Source organism: Streptomyces sp. FXJ1.172 (assembly GCF_001636945.3).
Classification (GTDB): domain Bacteria; phylum Actinomycetota; class Actinomycetes; order Streptomycetales; family Streptomycetaceae; genus Streptomyces.
Map to the genome: position 1 here is coordinate 3,579,234 of NZ_CP119133.2, position 17,055 is coordinate 3,596,288.

Annotated in this window: 10 protein-coding genes and 1 pseudogene; 7 read left to right on the forward strand and 4 right to left on the reverse strand. The window is 71.8% G+C overall.

The window, feature by feature from the left end; translation table 11 throughout:
- Nucleotides 1–168: 168 nt before the first annotated feature.
- On the forward strand, nt 169–957 hold the full coding sequence (locus A6P39_RS15755; RefSeq protein ID WP_067055684.1) for a protein phosphatase 2C domain-containing protein: 789 nt from the start codon (nt 169–171) through the stop codon (nt 955–957).
- A 27-nt stretch (nt 958–984) separates the two neighbouring features.
- On the opposite strand, the gene A6P39_RS15760 is transcribed toward A6P39_RS15755, so the two are convergent.
- Complete coding sequence (locus A6P39_RS15760) at nt 985–1,476, reverse strand: MarR family transcriptional regulator (RefSeq protein WP_067055681.1); 492 nt, start codon at nt 1,474–1,476, stop codon at nt 985–987.
- Between the two features lie 231 nt (nt 1,477–1,707).
- Between A6P39_RS15760 and A6P39_RS15765 the strand changes: the two genes are divergently transcribed.
- Together A6P39_RS15765 and A6P39_RS15770 are read left to right on the forward strand one after the other, a co-directional pair.
- A complete protein-coding gene (locus A6P39_RS15765; RefSeq protein ID WP_067055679.1) occupies nt 1,708–2,568 on the forward strand; it encodes a lysozyme in 861 nt (286 codons plus the stop codon).
- Between the two features lie 122 nt (nt 2,569–2,690).
- A complete protein-coding gene (locus A6P39_RS15770; protein ID WP_067055677.1) occupies nt 2,691–5,114 on the forward strand; it encodes an ATP-binding SpoIIE family protein phosphatase in 2,424 nt (807 codons plus the stop codon).
- A 525-nt stretch (nt 5,115–5,639) separates the two neighbouring features.
- Here the strand turns inward: A6P39_RS15770 and A6P39_RS15775 are convergent.
- From A6P39_RS15775 to A6P39_RS15785, 3 genes are all read right to left on the reverse strand, one after another.
- Entirely contained in the window at nt 5,640–6,590 is a 951-nt protein-coding gene (locus tag A6P39_RS15775; protein ID WP_067055674.1) for a serine/threonine-protein kinase, read from the reverse strand.
- Between the two features lie 126 nt (nt 6,591–6,716).
- Nucleotides 6,717–9,137, reverse strand: a complete 2,421-nt coding sequence (gene lon, locus A6P39_RS15780; protein ID WP_067055671.1) for an endopeptidase La — start codon at nt 9,135–9,137, stop codon at nt 6,717–6,719.
- A gap of 126 nt (nt 9,138–9,263) precedes the next feature.
- On the reverse strand, nt 9,264–10,049 hold the full coding sequence (locus tag A6P39_RS15785; protein ID WP_067055668.1) for a rhomboid-like protein: 786 nt from the start codon (nt 10,047–10,049) through the stop codon (nt 9,264–9,266).
- Nucleotides 10,050–10,281: 232 nt separating this feature from the next.
- Between A6P39_RS15785 and A6P39_RS15790 the strand changes: the two genes are divergently transcribed.
- The 4 genes and pseudogenes from A6P39_RS15790 to A6P39_RS15805 all read left to right on the forward strand — a co-directional run bounded on the left by A6P39_RS15790 (nt 10,282) and on the right by A6P39_RS15805 (nt 17,038).
- Nucleotides 10,282–10,959 carry a spermidine synthase gene (locus A6P39_RS15790; protein WP_067055664.1) on the forward strand — a complete coding sequence of 226 codons (678 nt, stop codon included), beginning with the start codon at nt 10,282–10,284 and terminating at the stop codon, nt 10,957–10,959.
- Between the two features lie 113 nt (nt 10,960–11,072).
- Nucleotides 11,073–11,810, forward strand: coding sequence for a response regulator transcription factor (locus tag A6P39_RS15795; protein ID WP_067055662.1), 738 nt, complete (start codon nt 11,073–11,075; stop codon nt 11,808–11,810).
- Complete coding sequence (locus tag A6P39_RS15800; protein WP_067055659.1) at nt 11,807–12,922, forward strand: sensor histidine kinase; 1,116 nt, start codon at nt 11,807–11,809, stop codon at nt 12,920–12,922. The genes A6P39_RS15795 and A6P39_RS15800 overlap by 4 nt, the downstream gene beginning before the upstream one ends.
- A gap of 302 nt (nt 12,923–13,224) precedes the next feature.
- A pseudogene (locus A6P39_RS15805) lies at nt 13,225–17,038 on the forward strand (multifunctional oxoglutarate decarboxylase/oxoglutarate dehydrogenase thiamine pyrophosphate-binding subunit/dihydrolipoyllysine-residue succinyltransferase subunit).
- The last annotated feature ends 17 nt before the right edge of the window (nt 17,039–17,055 follow it).

The window sequence follows — 17,055 nt, forward strand, 5'->3', positions numbered from 1 at the left end:
GTGCCGGTTGGACGCACGGGACAGGCTTTGGCAGTATTCGCCACCCACGCCTTCCCGGAATGGCTCATTCTGCCGCAAAGCAGGCGCCTGACCTGCGGGGTCGTATCAATTCGAGGATAGTTGCCAGCCTTTGGCGAATCCTGTGAAGGCCTCGTGCAGACTGGCCGGATGCGAACTGATCTCGTTTCGGAACCCGGCGAGGCGAACCGCCCCAACGAGGACTTCGCCGGTGTCGGACTACCCGCTTCCGGACAGGGCGGTTGCGTGATCGTCCTGGACGGGGTGACACCTCCGAAGGGCGGGACGGGGTGTCTGCATTCCGTTCCCTGGTTCACTGCGCGGCTCGGCGGCGCACTGACCGAACTGACCGTTTCCGGGCGAGATCTGACGCTTCCCGAGATCCTCTCGCGGGCGATCGCCCGGACCGCCGAGGCCCATGTACAAACCTGTGAGCTTTCTCACCCGCGAACCCCCCAGGCGACCGTCGCCCTGGCCCGCTGGTCCGCCGACGCGGTCGAGTACCTGGTGCTGTCCGACGCCGCGCTGCTGCTGACGGCTCCGGACGGCACGGTCACCCCGGTCCTGGACGACCGTCTGGCCCGGCTGCCGCGCTCCGCGCTCGCCACCGACGCCCTGGTGGACGCGGACCTGCGCAACAAGGAGGGCGGCTTCTTCACGGCCGCCGCCGACCCCTCGGTGGCGGCCCGCGCGGTGAGCGGCACCGCGCCGCGCGGTGCGGTGCGGGCCCTGGCCGCGCTGACGGACGGGGCGACCCGCTGGACGGAGAAGTTCCACGAGGGCGACTGGACGGCCCTGTTCGGCATGGTCGAGAAGGAGGGCGCCCGGGCGCTGGTGGACCGGGTGCGGGAGCTGGAGACCGCGGACCGGGAGGAACGGGCGTTCCTGCGCCGCAGCAAGACGCACGACGACGCGACGGTGGTGTACGTGGAGCTGTGACCGGCTCCCCGTGCGCCACCGTCGGGTCTACTTCTCCATGACGTCGTTCAACTGGTGCAGCAGCCTGGCCAGTTCCGCGACCTCCCGGCGGTCCCAGTGGGCCAGCTGGCTGACGTAGCGGGCGCGGCGGGCCTCGCGGACCTTGCCGACCCGGCTGCGCCCCTCGTCGGTGAGCGTGACGAGCCAGGCGCGGCCGTCGGCGGGGTCGGGTTCGCGGGCGATCAGGCCCAGCTCCTCCAGGGCGCGCAGCTGGCGGGACATGGTGGCCTTGCCGACACCGATGTAGGCGGCGAGTTCCGTGGCCCGCCGACCGCCGCACTCGTCGAGCCGGATGAGCAGCCCGTACGCGGAGGACTCCAGGTCGGGATGGACCTCGCGGGCCATCTCGCCCTGGTTCGCCCGGGCGCGCCGGAGCAGCACGGTCAACTCCCGTTCCAGAGCCAGGAATTCCTGGTCTGCACCACTGGGCGTCATCTGCCCGGCGGCGCGATGTGCGCCGTCGTTTCCGTCGTCGTGCACGTCAGCACCCCTGCCCGGTTTCGCGTTCCTGAAAGTTTCTGCCAAAAGTCGTCATTGCCGCAGCTCCGTCAGTATTTCGCAGGCGTAGACCAACGGCGGCGTCCGGACCCCCTTCCCACCCCGTCATCTACGTGCGTAGCTTCCTTAGCAGGCAATGAATGGCATGCCCACGCCAGTGGGACGGACCCCCCACATTCTCGCTCCCCCCACCTCATTTCCCGGAGGCACGTCATGCCCGTGCACAGACCCGGCTCCGACCGCACCTCCCGCACCTCCCGCATCCCGCGCCCGCCGCGCCCGCGCCCCGTCGCCGTCCTCGTCACGGCCGTGCTCGCGGCGCTCTCCCTCAGCCTTCCCCTCACCTCCGCCCAGGCCGCGGCAACTCCCCGCCGCGGCTCCGCCCACATGGGCATGGGCGTCCTCGCCCACGACGGACGGCACGGCACCCCCGCCCCCGGTGCCGTCACCCAGACCGAGGGCGTGGACGTCGCCGGCTACCAGGGCAACGTCGACTGGCCGACCCTGTGGAACAGCGGGGTCAGGTGGGCGTACACCAAGGCCACGGAAGGCACGTACTACACGAACCCGTACTTCGCCCAGCAGTACAACGGCTCGTACAACGTGGGCATGATCCGCGGCGCCTACCACTTCGCGACCCCGGACACCACCAGCGGCGCCGCCCAGGCCAACTACTTCGTCGACCACGGCGGCGGCTGGTCCAAGGACGGCAAGACCCTGCCCGGCGCCCTCGACATCGAGTGGAACCCGTACGGCGCCGAGTGCTACGGCAAGTCGGCGAGCGCGATGGTCAGCTGGATCGCCGACTTCCTGGGCACCTACAAGTCACGCACCGGCCGGGACGCCGTGATCTACACGGCGACCAGCTGGTGGAGCGACTGCACCGGCAACTACGGCGGCTTCGCGGCGAACAACCCGCTGTGGATCGCCCGGTACGCCTCGGACCCGGGGACGCTGCCGGCCGGCTGGTCGTACTACACGATGTGGCAGTACACCTCCTCCGGCCCGACCGTCGGCGACCACGACAAGTTCAACGGCGCCCTGGACCGGGTGCAGGCGCTGGCCAACGGCTGACGCTCCTGTCAGGGCCTCGGTGACCCCCGCCGGCCGGCGGGGGTCACTGCGTTGGTGCTCCAGGCCGCCCCGGACGATGCTGGTCAGGGAGAGCCTGCCGAGCAGGGGCGAGATGAGCGGCGATGGAGCGACAGGAGCGGCAGTCGACGTACACGGCCACGGCCACCATCGACGAGCACGGCATCCTCACGGGCTGGAGCGACGGCGCACGGCAGCTGCTCGGCTACGACTCCCCCGCGGTCGTCGGCCGCCCCGCCACCGCCCTGCTCGCCGCCGACGGCGGATCGGCCCGCCGGGTGCTGGCCGGGCGGCGGCGCTGGAACGGCACCGTCCCGCTGCGCCACCGCGACGGCCGGCTCCTGGAACTGGGCGTGCTCGCGCACCGCCGGACCTCGGACACCGGGGTCACCGACTGGCTCGTGGTGAGCGCCGTACCGGCCCGGACGCGGCCGCCGCGGGGCGAGCCACTGGAGGAGTGGACGTTCCTGCAGTCCCCGTTCCCGCTCGCCATCTTCGACGCCGAGCTGCGCCTGGTGCGGGCCAACCACCGGATGGAGTGCGCCCTCACCCTGCCCGAGGCCGCGATGCGCGGGCTCGGCCTGCCGCACATCGTGCCCGGCGCCGGGAGCGAGGAGGCCGACCGGTCGATGCGGCGCGCGCTGGAGTCGGGCCGGGCGCAGGAGACCCGGGTCCGGCTCGGCCCGGAGCTGGACCGCGGCATCGTGCTCACCCCGCTGAAGGACGCGGGCGGCACGGTGCGGGCCGTCTGCATGTCCACCCGGCCCCCACTCGCCCCGGACTCCCCAGTCGCCCCGGACTCCGCGGTCACCGGGGACTCGGCGGGCGCCCGGGGCTCCGCGGCCGCGCCGGCCGGGAGCGGCGTGGGCACCGGTACGGCGGCGGACCGGGCGCGGGCCGCGCAGGAACTGGGCGAGGTCACCGTCCCCCGGCTCGCCGACGTCATGGCGGTCGACCTGCTCGACACCCCGCCCGAGGGGGCCGAGGACTCCGGCCCGCCGCCGGGCCCGGTCGTGCTGCGCCGCGCCGCCCTGCGCGGCGTACCGGACGAGGAGCGGCGCGGGCCAGGCGCCGACGTGGGCGAGACCGTCGTGTGCCCGCCGGACTCCCCGCCCGCGCAGTGCCTGGCGGCCGGCCGGCCGCTGCTGTACGACACCACGGACCCGGGCGTCGCCGAGTGGGCGGCGGTGGACCCGGGCGCGGTCTGGCTGCGGGCGACCGGGACGCGCTCGCTGCTGGCGGTGCCGCTGCTCGCCGAGGGGGGCGTGCTCGGCGTGGCCCTGTTCGGCCGGCGCCGCGACCGGGAGCCGTTCGGCCCCGACGGGCTGCGGCAGGCCGAGGAGTTCTCGGCCAGGGCCGCGGCCGGCATCCGGCAGGCCCGCGACCACTCCCGGGCCCGCACCTCCACGATGGCCCTGCAGCGCAGCCTGCTCCCGCACACCCTGCCCGACCAGGCGGCACTGGAGGTCGCCAGCCGCTATCTGCCCGCCGCCACCCGGGCCGGGGTGGGCGGCGACTGGTTCGACGTGATCCCGCTGTCCGGGGCCCGGGTGGCGCTCGTCGTGGGCGACGTCGTCGGGCACGGCATCCGCGCCTCGGCCGCCATGGGCCGGCTGCGCACCGCGGTGCGCACCCTGGCCGACGTCGATCTGCCGGCCGACGAGCTGCTGACCCACCTCGACGACCTGGTCCTGCGGCTCGCCGCCGACGAGGGCAGCGCGGACCCGGCCGGCGAGACCGCGGGCGGCATCGGCACCACCTGTCTGTACGCGGTCTACGACCCCGTCTCGCGCCGGTGCACCCTCGCACGGGCCGGGCATCCGCCGCCTGCCGTGGTCACCCCGGACGGCGCCGTCCGCTTTCTCGACGTGCCCGCCGGGCCGCCGCTCGGGCTCGGCGGGCTGCCGTTCGAGGCCGTCGAGAGCGAACTTCCCGAGGGCAGCCTGCTCGCCCTCTACACCGACGGGCTGCTCGAGGCCCGCGAGCACGACATCGACGAGGCCCTGGACAAGATGTTCGCCGCGCTCGGCCGGCCCGCGAGGTCGCTGGAGGCGGTCTGCGACCACGTCCTGACCGCGCTGCTGAGCCACCGGCCCGACGACGACATCGCCCTGCTCCTCGCCCGCACCCGCGTCCTGCACGAGGACCGGGTCGCCGCCTGGGAGCTGGCGGACGACCCCGCGACGGTCGCCCACGCCCGCCGTCTCACCGAGGAGCAGCTGTCCACCTGGGGCCTGGACAAGGTCGCCTTCACCACGGAGCTGATGGTCAGCGAGCTGGTCACCAACGCCATCCGCTACGGCCGCCCGCCCATCCAGCTCCGGCTGATCCACCAGGACGCGACCCTGATCTGCGAGGTGTACGACGCGAGCGGCACCACTCCGCACATGCGCCGCGCCCGCATCTTCGACGAGGGCGGCCGGGGTCTGCTGCTGATCGCCCAGCTCGCCGAGCGCTGGGGCACCCGGCACGACCGGGTCGGCAAGACGGTGTGGGCGGAGCAGTCGCTCCCCGCGGCCGCCGGGTGAGATCGCTTCCCGCGGCCGCCGGGTGAGTCAGCCGCGGCCGCCGTTGCCGCCGCGGCCGCCTTGACCGCTGGTCTCGCACCCGGTGCCGAGGCAGGTCCCGCCGTTGCCGCCGCGCCCGCCGTTGCCGCCGCCGCCCGTGCCCGTCGCGGCGCCGCCGTTGCCGCCGGCGCCGCCGCCCACGCTGCCCGAGCAGACGCCGACGCAGATCCCGCCGTTGCCGCCCTTGGTGCCGTCCCGGCCCGCCGCCCCGTCGGTGCCGTTGCCGCCGTTGGCGCTGCCGTCGCAGAGCCCGGCACAGATGCCGCATCGTGCGCGTGGCCCGCGGAAGACACAGCTCGCGCCCTAATGGATCCAGTGCTCACGCCCAACCTGCCCGGCGCGCACGCCATCCCATCAGCAGTCCGGCCTCCCGGCCGACCAAGCAGGGGCACGGTCTGACACCAGAGCTCGAACGGCTCAGGTGTGGGTAGTGCTCACCTGCTGGCGGCCACTCATCGAGTCTCACTCACGACTCGATGAGTCCCATTAGGTGAGGAACGCCCTGGCCCAGGACGGCGGATCCGGTGGCGCAGCGCGGTCCACCAGGGTCGGCGTACGGCGCCGGGGGCCGGCGTCGGCGACGGCCGCGCGCAGGGCCGCGACGAACTCCAGGCAGCTGCCGTACCGGTCGTCCGGCGCCTTGGCCAGGGCCCTGCGCACGACGCCGTCGGCGGCCGGGGGCAGGCCCGGCCGCCGCGCACCGAGGGCGGGGGGAGGCTCGTACTGGTGGGCCCGGAGCAGGTCCAGGGGGTCCTCCCGGCGGAAGGGCGGGGTGCCCGCGAGCATCTCGTGGACGACGCAGGCCAGGCTGTACAGGTCGGCCCTGCCGTCCACCGGGCGCCCGGCGATCCGCTCGGGGGCCACGTAGTCGAGGGTGCCGACGAACTCGCCCGCGCCGGTGAAGCCGGTGAGCGACAGCGACTTCTTCGCCAGCCCGAAGTCGGTGAGGTAGACGTGCTCGGGGTGCTCGCTGTCGACGCCCCTGGCGACCAGGACATTGGCCGGTTTGACGTCCCGGTGCACCAGGTCGTGCGCGTGGGCCGCGTCGAGCGCGGATGCCAGCTGGGCCGCGATGCGCAGCGCGGCCGGCACCGGCAGCGGGCCCGCCCGGTCGATCAGGGCCCGCAGATCCTGGCCGTCGACGAGGCACATGGCGATGTAGAGGACCCCGTCGGCCTCGCCCGCCTCGAAGACGGGGACGATGTGGGGGTGCTCGATGGCCGCGGCCACCCGCGACTCCTGGGTGAAGCGGCGCCGGAAGGCCTCGTTGCGGGTGTACTCGGGAGCCAGCAGCTTGAGCGCGACCGTACGCCCCAGACGCAGGTCCTTGGCGCGGTAGACGACGGCCATGCCGCCACGGCCGAGTTCGCGCTCCACCCGGTATCCCGCGATCTCGGCCCCGATCAGCCCGGAGGGGCTCCTGGGCGGCCAGCCCACGCCCGAATTCTACCGACCCACACCCGACCCATAACGACCCATAACAATCCATATCGATACGAGCGTATGGCGAAGGCCCGGGCCTCCCTCACGGGACCCGGGCCTTCGCCCGTCCGGCCGCGTCCGTCACGCCGCGACCGGAACCTCCGGCACCGCGCCGTTCACGGCGGGCGCGAGCGCCAGCTGGAGGACCTGGCGGACGTCGGTCACGGTGTGGACGTCCAGCCTGTCCAGCACCTCGGCCGGGACGTCGTCCAGGTCGGGTTCGTTGCGCTTGGGGATGATCACGGTGGTCACCCCGGCGCGGTGGGCGGCGAGCAGCTTCTGCTTCACGCCGCCGATGGGCAGCACCCGGCCGGTCAGCGAGACCTCGCCGGTCATCGCCACGTCCGTGCGGACCAGCCGGCCCGAGAGGAGGGACGCGAGGGCGGTGGTCATCGTGATGCCCGCGCTCGGGCCGTCCTTCGGGACTGCGCCCGCCGGGAAGTGGATGTGCACGCCCCGGTCCTTCAAGTCGGCCACCGGCAGCTCCAGTTCGGCACCGTGGCTGCGCAGGAAGCTCAGCGCGATCTGCGCCGACTCCTTCATCACGTCGCCGAGCTGACCGGTCAGGGTCAGCCCCGCCGCGCCCGTCTCCGGGTCGGCCAGGGACGCCTCCACGAAGAGGACGTCGCCGCCCGCTCCCGTGACCGCGAGGCCGGTCGCCACGCCCGGGACGGACGTACGGCGCTCGGCCGGGTCCTGGGCGGACTCGGGCACGTGGTGCGGGCGCCCGATCAGCGCGCGCAGGTCCTCGTCCCGGACGGTGAACGGCAGCTCCCGCTCGCCGAGTTCGTGCTGGGCCGCGACCTTGCGCAGCAGCCGCGCGATGGACCGCTCCAGGGTGCGCACGCCCGCCTCACGGGTGTACTCGCCGGCGAGCCTGCGCAGGGCGCCCTCGTCGATCGTGACCTCGTCCTTGTTCAGACCGGCCCGCTCCAGCTGGCGCGGGAGCAGGTGGTCACGGGCGATGACGACCTTCTCGTCCTCGGTGTATCCGTCCAGTCGCACAATCTCCATACGGTCGGCGAGGGCCTCCGGGATTGCTTCCAGGACGTTGGCGGTGGCGAGGAAGACGACGTCGGACAGGTCCAGCTCGACTTCCAGGTAGTGGTCCCGGAAGGTGTGGTTCTGCGCCGGGTCGAGGACTTCGAGCAGGGCCGCGGCCGGGTCGCCGCGGAAGTCGGAGCCCACCTTGTCGATCTCGTCCAGCAGGACGACCGGGTTCATGGAACCGGCCTCCTTGATCGCACGCACGATCCGGCCGGGCAGCGCACCGACGTACGTACGCCGGTGGCCGCGGACCTCGGCCTCGTCACGGACGCCGCCGAGGGCGACGCGGACGAACTTGCGGCCCATCGCGTGCGCGACGGACTCGCCGAGCGAGGTCTTGCCGACGCCGGGCGGGCCGACGAGGGCCAGTACGGCACCGCCGCGCCGCCCGCCGATGACGCCGAGGCCCCGCTCACCGCGCCGCTTGCGCACGGCCAGGTACTCGGTGATGCGCTCCTTCACGTCCTGAAGGCCCGCGTGCTCGGCGTCCAGGACCGCCTTGGCGCCCTGGATGTCGTACGCATCCTCGGTGCGCTCGTTCCACGGCATCTCCAGGACGGTGTCCAGCCAGGTGCGGATCCAGGAGCCCTCCGGCGACTGGTCGCTGGACCGCTCCAGCTTGTCGACCTCCTTGAGCGCGGCCTCGCGGACCTTCTCGGGCAGGTCGGCGGCCTCGACGCGGGCGCGGTAGTCGTCGGGCTCCTCGCCGTCCTGCTCGCCGTTCAGCTCGCGCAGTTCCTTGCGGACGGCCTCGAGCTGGCGGCGCAGCAGGAACTCGCGCTGCTGCTTGTCGACGCCCTCCTGGACGTCCTTGGCGATGGTCTCGGCCACGTCCTGCTCGGCGAGGTGGTCACGCAGCTGCTGCGTGGCGAGCCTGAGCCGGACCACCGGGTCGGCGGTCTCCAGCAGCTCGACCTTCTGTTCGATGGTGAGGAACGGTGAGTAGCCGGAGTTGTCGGCGAGCGCGGAGACGTCCTCGATGGCCTGGACGCGGTCCACGACCTGCCAGGCGCCGCGCTTCTTCAGCCAGGTGCTGGCCAGCGCCTTGTACTCCTTGACGAGGTCCGCGACCTGACCCGGCAGCGGCTCGGGCACGCTCTCCTCGATCCGGGCGCCCTCGACCCACAGGGCGGCGCCCGGGCCGGTGGTGCCGGCGCCGATCCGCACCCGGCTGCGGCCGCGGATCAGAGCCCCCGGGTCACCGTCGGCCAGCCGGCCGACCTGCTCGACCGTGCCGAGCACACCGGTCTTGGCGTACGTGCCGTCGACGCGCGGCACCAGCAGCACCGTGGGCTTTCCGGGCGCGGACCGGGCGGCGGCCTGTGCGGCCTCCACCGCGGCTCGCACCTCGGTGTCGCTCAGGTCCAGCGGAACCACCATGCCGGGCAGCACGACCTCGTCGTCGAGCGGCAGCACGGGCAGGACAAGCGTGAACGCCGTGGACTCAGCAGCCATGATCTCCCCTTCGGCAGTCAACTTGAGCTATGCCGACTCAACCTCTGGGCATGGGGCTGGTGTTCCCCGGGTCTGTTCGCTGTGAGCGATCAGGGGGTGACGCAGAGACCTCCGCAGGTGGAGGGGTCAGGCGGCGCGCGCCCAGCGGCGCACGAAGCGCCAGCTCGCCACTCCTATGGTGAGCGCGATCAGGTGGCCCCAGTCCGTCATCGGGTCCACGAACTCGGCCAGGTCGCTCAGCAGCAGGCCGCCCACCACGGTCAGCAGGGGCCAGCGCAGCCAGGGGCCGAGCAGGCCCGCCAGGGCGCCGATGCTCGCGGCCACGCCGAAGCTGATGCCGTAGTCGAGGCGGTGCAGCGAGCTGGCGGGAAGGTGGCCGAACAGGACGGCGAGGCCCACCGGGATCTCGGTCGCGAGCGTGGCCAGGACGTGTCCGGCCAGGAACACACAGGCCGCCCGCGCCCCGCCTATGCGCCGCTCCAGCGCGGTGAGCACCAGCACGAAGGCGGCCGTGTACGGCGAGAAGATCCCGCCCGCGATCCACAGCGCGCTCGCCAGCAGCACCTGCGCGGGCATGCGCACCAGGTGGGACACGTCCGTGCTGGAGTTCTGGTAGAGCACGTTCATCAGCTGGGGGGCGGCCACGGCCGCGAGGGCGGAGGTGAGGGCCAGGACCGCCGCGTAGGCGAAGGTGAAGGGTGTGCCGGCCGGGGTGGGCAGCAGCCGCCACAACCGGGCGCCGAGCGGGAGCGGGCGGACCTCGAGGGGGACGGGAGCGGGAGCCGTGGCGCCGCGCTGGCGGGGCATGCCGTCCAGCAGGGCCGGGAACACGGCGGCGGTGCCGTCGGACAGGGGCGTGCCCGCGGGGGGCGGGGACGCGGCCGCCACAGGGCCCGTCGCGGTCCGTTCCACGATGAGGCGCTCCTTCCGTCGCGCCCCACCCTTGGGGCTCGAAGGTCCGCGTGTCTATGACCGACGCCACGCGAGAGCCGATTCACAGCAACCTCTCACGCTGGGGCGGCGTCCGCACCTCGCCGCACACCCACCGCCCGGCATCGCACGAACGGGTACATCGCACCATGCCGGCCCCCTCGCCATCCGTAATTCCCGTGAACGACAAGGCGTGTTCAAGCAGGATGGGAGCATGACTGCCGCCCACGACGCTCCCGTGGTCCTCGACCGGCGCGACGGCCCGTACGGCGAGGTGGTGCTGCGCAGGCACGGCGCACTGCTCCAGATCATCGCCAACGGGTGTTTCCTGATGGACACTTCCGACGGCCGCTCGGAACGGCTGCTGATCGACGCGGCGTACGACGCGCTGGACGGCCGGCCGGGCCCCGCGGTGCTGATCGGCGGCCTGGGGGTGGGATTCTCGCTCGCACACGCCGCGGCGGATCCACGCTGGGGAAGGATCACCGTCGTGGAACGGGAACCCGCCGTCATCGACTGGCACCGGGACGGACCGCTGGCGGAGCTGTCCGCCGGGGCGCTCGGTGATCCGCGCACACAGGTCGTGCGGGATGATCTCGTGAGCTACGTCCATGAGACTTCGGACACGTTCGACGCGTTGTGCCTGGACATCGACAACGGACCCGGCTGGACCGTCACGGACGGCAACACCGGACTGTACGCTCCGGCCGGACTCGCCGCCTGCGCAAGGGTGTTGAGACCCGGCGGGGTGCTCGCGGTGTGGTCGGCCGAACCCTCTCCGGATTTTGAAGGAACCATGCGGAATGCCGGGTTCCGGCAGGTGCGTACCGAAGAGGTGCCGGTTGCCCGGGGCGTTCCGGACGCTGTGCACCTCGGGGTCCGCCCTGGATAGCGACAGCGCGGTGGATCCCCGTAATGTGCTGCCCTGACGCGGATCATTCAAGCGTCAATCGCAGACATGGGATCACCCCACGGATTCCGGAAAGCAACAAGCAGGGGCGGGCGATGGAGCAGACACATACCTCCCAGAGCGGCGCGACGAGCACCCAGGGCGCCCAGCGCCGGGTGCTGGTCGTCGAGGACGACCCCACGATCGTCGACGCCATCGCGGCCCGGCTGCGCGCTGAGGGATTTCTCGTACAGACCGCGATGGACGGTCCGGCAGCGGTCGACACGGCGGAGGCCTGGCAGCCCGACCTGCTGATCCTCGACATCATGCTGCCGGGCTTCGACGGGCTCGAGGTCTGCCGGCGGGTGCAGGCACAGCGGCCGGTGCCGGTGCTGATGCTGACCGCGCGGGACGACGAGACGGACATGCTCGTCGGTCTCGGGGTCGGCGCGGACGACTACATGACCAAGCCGTTCTCGATGCGGGAGCTGGCCGCGCGCGTGCACGTGCTGCTGCGCCGGGTGGAGCGGGCGGCCCTCGCCGCCACCACGCCCCGCTCCGGCATCCTGCGCCTCGGCGAGCTGGAGATCGACCACGCGCAGCGCCGGGTGCGGGTGAAGTCCGAGGACGTCCACCTGACGCCCACCGAGTTCGACCTGCTGGTGTGCCTGGCGAACACCCCGCGCGCGGTGCTCTCCCGCGAGCAGCTGCTGGCCGAGGTCTGGGACTGGGCGGACGCCTCCGGGACCCGTACCGTCGACAGCCACATCAAGGCGCTGCGCCGGAAGATCGGCGCCGAGCGGATCCGTACGGTGCACGGCGTGGGCTACGCCCTGGAGACACCGACGCCATGAACGACGACGGGCGCCAGGCCGCACGGAGGAGCCCCGGGGAGGATCCCTGGGGCGGTGTGCGCCCGTTCTCGGTCAAGACCAAGCTGGGCGCGCTGGTCGTCATCGCGGTGCTGATCACCACCGGCCTGTCGATGATCGCGGTGCACACCAAGACCGAGCTGCGCTTCATCACGGTCTTCTCGATGATCGCCACCCTGCTGATCACGCAGTTCGTGGCGCACTCGCTGACCATGCCGCTGGACGAGATGAACACCGTGGCGCGGTCGATCTCGCAGGGCGACTACACCCGCCGGGTGCGGGAGAACCGCCGGGACGAGCTGGGCGACCTCGCCGAGACGATCAACGTCATGGCGGACGAGCTGGAGGCCCAGGACCGGCAGCGAAAAGAGCTGGTCGCGAACGTCTCCCATGAGCTGCGCACGCCCATCGCCGGGCTGCGCGCCGTGCTGGAGAACATCGTCGACGGGGTCACCGAGGCCGACCAGGAGACCATGCGGACGGCCCTGAAACAGACCGAGCGGCTGGGCCGGCTGGTGGAGACCCTGCTGGACCTGTCCCGGCTCGACAACGGCGTCGTCCCGCTGAAGATGCGCCGTTTCGAGGTGTGGCCGTACCTGTCCGGCGTGCTGAAGGAGGCCAACATGGTGGCCTCGGCACGGGCGGGCATCGCCTCCGGCTCCGGCAGCCACACGCGCACCGACGTCCACCTCCACCTGGACGTCTCCCCGCCGGAGCTGACCGCGCACGCGGACCCCGAGCGCATCCACCAGGTTGTCGCGAACCTGATCGACAACGCGGTCAAGCACAGCCCGCCGCACGGCCGGGTCACGGTGAAGGCGCGGCGCGGGCCGCAGCCGGAGTCGCTGGAGCTGGAGGTCCTGGACGAGGGCCCCGGCATCCCGCGCTCGGAGTGGCACCGGGTCTTCGAGCGCTTCAACCGGGGCGCGGTCACCCGGCCGCACGGCCCCGGCAGCGACGGCGGCACGGGCCTCGGCCTCGCGATCGCCCGCTGGGCGGTGGATCTGCACCGTGGCCGGATCGGCGTGGCCGAATCCGAGCGGGGCTGCCGGATCATCGTCACCCTTCCGGGACTGACTTCCGTCTCAAGTTGACGTAAAGTCCGAACCGGAAGCACAAGATCCACGACGGTCGCCGCCCTTCTGCGCAGCTGGACACGTGTGATCAGGGACAGGCCCGCGCCACCCTTCGGAGGAAGGCGCGCCGGGTCCGTTCCGGTGCACCTTCCCACATGCGGAACCACGCTTGTTTCCCGCCATATCAAGCCCTGAAACAAGATTTCCGATGTGACTTACGCGACGATGACCTTGCTCGACCTGACCTTCCCGCCTGTGGGGGCGTAGCCTTAATTCCCGCTGTCCACCACCTTGTGAAGCGGAAGAGGGCGGTTGCCGCCGTGTCGCCACAGTCCCCCAGTAACCCGAGCGTCTCGACCGACGACCAAGCCGGGAAGAACCCCGCTGCTGCGTTCGGTCCCAACGAGTGGCTCGTCGACGAGATCTATCAGCAGTACCTCCAGGACCCGAATTCGGTAGACCGCGCCTGGTGGGACTTCTTCGCCGATTACAAGCCGGGAGCACCTGCCACCCCGGCTGCGGCGGGTACTGCGGCCGCGGGGGCCGCAGGGACCACCTCCACGGCCCCGCAGGCCCAGCCCGCGGCTCCGGCCCCCCAGGCCGCCGCGCCGGCTCCGGCCGCCCCGAAGCCCGCCGCGGCCCCTGCCCCGGCACCGGCCCCGCGGCTCAGGCCGCCCCGGCCCCGGCCAAGCGGCGCAGCCCGCACAGGCGCCCGCCCAGCCGTAAGCCGCCGCCAAGGCCGCCCCGGCCGCCGCGGCCCCCGAGGGCCCGGAGCTGGTCACGCTGCGCGGCCCGGCCGCCGCGGTCGCGAAGAACATGAACGCCTCGCTGGAGCTGCCGACCGCCACCTCGGTCCGCGCGGTCCCGGTGAAGCTGCTGTTCGACAACCGCATCGTCATCAACAACCACCTCAAGCGCGCCCGCGGCGGGAAGATCTCCTTCACGCACCTGATCGGGTACGCGATGGTGCAGGCCATCAAGGCCATGCCGTCGATGAACTGGTCGTTCGGCGAGAAGGACGGCAAGCCGACCCTCGTCAAGCCGCCGCACGTCAACCTGGGCCTCGCCATCGACCTGGTGAAGCCCAACGGCGACCGCCAGCTCGTCGTCGCCGCCATCAAGAAGGCCGAGACCCTGAACTTCTTCGAGTTCTGGCAGGCCTACGAGGACATCGTCCGTCGCGCCCGCGACAACAAGCTGACGATGGACGACTTCACCGGCGTCACGGTCTCCCTGACCAACCCCGGCGGCCTCGGCACCGTCCACTCCGTGCCGCGCCTGATGCCCGGCCAGTCCGTGATCATGGGCGTCGGCTCCATGGACTACCCCGCGGAGTTCCAGGGCACCAGCCAGGACACCCTGAACAAGCTCGGCGTCTCGAAGGTCATGACGCTCACGTCGACCTACGACCACCGGGTGATCCAGGGCGCCGCCTCCGGCGAGTTCCTGCGCGCCGTCGCCAACCTTCTCCTCGGTGAGAACGGCTTCTACGACGACATCTTCGAGGCCCTGCGGATTCCGTACGAGCCGGTGCGCTGGCTCAAGGACATCGACGCCTCGCACGACGACGACGTCACCAAGGCCGCCCGTGTCTTCGAGCTGATCCACTCCTACCGGGTCCGCGGCCACGTGATGGCCGACACCGACCCGCTGGAGTACCGCCAGCGCAAGCACCCCGACCTGGACATCGTCGAGCACGGCCTCACCCTGTGGGACCTGGAGCGCGAGTTCGCCGTCGGCGGCTTCGCCGGCAAGTCGATGATGAAGCTGCGCGACATCCTCGGCGTGCTGCGCGACTCGTACTGCCGCACCACCGGCATCGAGTTCATGCACATCCAGGACCCCAAGCAGCGCAAGTGGATCCAGGACCGGGTCGAGCGCGGGCACTCCAAGCCGGAGCGCGAGGAGCAGCTGCGCATCCTGCGCCGGCTGAACGCCGCGGAGGCCTTCGAGACCTTCCTGCAGACGAAGTACGTCGGCCAGAAGCGCTTCTCGCTGGAGGGCGGCGAGTCCGTCATCCCGCTGCTGGACGCGGTGATCGACTCCGCGGCCGAGTCCCGCCTGGACGAGGTCGTCATCGGCATGGCCCACCGCGGCCGCCTGAACGTCCTCGCCAACATCGTCGGCAAGTCGTACGCGCAGATTTTCCGCGAGTTCGAGGGCAACCTCGACCCGAAGTCGATGCACGGCTCCGGCGACGTGAAGTACCACCTGGGCGCCCAGGGCACCTTCACCGGCCTGGACGGCGAGCAGATCACGGTCTCGCTGGCCGCGAACCCGTCCCACCTGGAGACGGTCGACCCGGTCATCGAGGGCATCGCCCGCGCCAAGCAGGACATCATCAACAAGGGCGGCACGGACTTCACGGTCCTGCCGGTGGCGATCCACGGCGACGCGGCCTTCGCGGGCCAGGGCGTGGTGGCCGAGACCCTGAACATGTCGCAGCTGCGCGGCTACCGCACCGGCGGCACGGTCCACATCGTCATCAACAACCAGGTCGGCTTCACCGCGGCCCCCGAGTCCTCGCGTTCCTCCATGTACGCGACGGACGTGGCCCGCATGATCGAGGCCCCGATCTTCCACGTCAACGGCGACGACCCCGAGGCCGTCGTGCGCGTGGCGCGGCTCGCCTTCGAGTTCCGCCAGGCGTTCAACAAGGACGTGGTGATCGACCTCATCTGCTACCGCCGCCGCGGTCACAACGAGTCGGACAACCCGGCCTTCACCCAGCCGCTGATGTACGACCTGATCGACAAGAAGCGCTCGGTGCGCAAGCTCTACACCGAGTCCCTGATCGGTCGCGGCGACATCACCCTGGAAGAGGCCGAGCAGGCCCTGCAGGACTACCAGGGCCAGCTGGAGAAGGTCTTCACCGAGGTCCGCGAGGCCGTCACGGCCCAGGAGGGCACCGGCCCGGTGCCGGACCCGCAGGCGGACTTCCCGGTCGCCGTGAACACCGCGATCTCCTCGGAGGTCGTCAAGCGCATCGCCGAGTCCCAGGTCAACATTCCGGACTCCTTCCACGTGCACCCGCGTCTGCTGCCGCAGCTGCAGCGCCGGGCGACGATGGTCGAGGACGGCACGATCGACTGGGGCATGGGCGAAACGCTGGCCGTGGGCTCCCTGCTCCTCGAGGGCACCCCGGTCCGGCTGTCCGGCCAGGACTCCCAGCGCGGCACCTTCGGCCAGCGCCACGCGGTCCTCATCGACCGCGAGACGGGCGAGGAGTACACCCCGCTGCAGTACCTCGCCGAGGAGCAGGCGCGCTACAACGTCTACAACTCCCTGCTGTCCGAGTACGCGGTCATGGGCTTCGAGTACGGCTACTCGCTGGCCCGCCCCGACGCGCTCGTGATGTGGGAGGCGCAGTTCGGTGACTTCGTCAACGGCGCCCAGACGGTGGTCGACGAGTACATCTCGGCGGCCGAGCAGAAGTGGGGCCAGACGTCCGGCGTCACCCTGCTCCTGCCGCACGGCTACGAGGGCCAGGGCCCGGACCACTCCTCGGCCCGTGTCGAGCGGTTCCTCCAGCTCTGCGCGCAGAACAACATGACGGTCGCCATGCCGACCCTGCCGTCGAACTACTTCCACCTCCTGCGGTGGCAGGTGCACAACCCGCACCACAAGCCGCTGGTGGTCTTCACCCCGAAGTCGATGCTGCGCCTGAAGGCCGCCGCCTCGAAGACGGAGGAGTTCACGTCGGGTCAGTTCCGTCCCGTCATCGGCGACGCGACGGTGGACCCGGCCGCGGTCCGCAAGGTCGTCTTCGTGGCCGGCAAGCTGTACTACGACCTGGAGGCCGAGCGGGTCAAGCGCGGCGTCACCGACACGGCGATCATCCGCATCGAGCGGCTGTACCCGCTGCCGGGTGCCGAGCTGCAGGCGGAGGTCAACAAGTACCCGAACGCCGAGAAGTACCTGTGGGCGCAGGAGGAGCCGGCGAACCAGGGTGCCTGGCCGTTCATCGCGCTCAACCTGATCGACCACCTGGACCTGGCGGTCGGTGCGGACGTCCCGCACGGCGAGCGGCTGCGGCGCATCTCGCGCCCGCACTCCTCGTCCCCGGCGGTGGGTTCGGCCAAGCGTCACCAGGCCGAGCAGGAGCAGCTGGTGCGTGAGGTGTTCGAGGCGTAGGCCTCCGGCGGTCCAGC

What these genes read in the sequence shown, in the direction of transcription:
- A6P39_RS15765 (WP_067055679.1), top strand. Translation starts at nt 1,708, where the DNA reads ATGCCCGTGCACAGACCCGGCTCCGACCGCACCTCCCGCACCTCCCGC.
- A6P39_RS15800 (WP_067055659.1), top strand. Translation starts at nt 11,807, where the DNA reads ATGAACGACGACGGGCGCCAGGCCGCACGGAGGAGCCCCGGGGAGGAT.
- A6P39_RS15770 (WP_067055677.1), top strand. Translation starts at nt 2,691, where the DNA reads ATGGAGCGACAGGAGCGGCAGTCGACGTACACGGCCACGGCCACCATC.
- A6P39_RS15790 (WP_067055664.1), top strand. Translation starts at nt 10,282, where the DNA reads ATGACTGCCGCCCACGACGCTCCCGTGGTCCTCGACCGGCGCGACGGC.
- A6P39_RS15755 (WP_067055684.1), top strand. Translation starts at nt 169, where the DNA reads ATGCGAACTGATCTCGTTTCGGAACCCGGCGAGGCGAACCGCCCCAAC.
- lon (WP_067055671.1), bottom strand. Translation starts at nt 9,137, where the DNA reads ATGGCTGCTGAGTCCACGGCGTTCACGCTTGTCCTGCCCGTGCTGCCG.
- A6P39_RS15795 (WP_067055662.1), top strand. Translation starts at nt 11,073, where the DNA reads ATGGAGCAGACACATACCTCCCAGAGCGGCGCGACGAGCACCCAGGGC.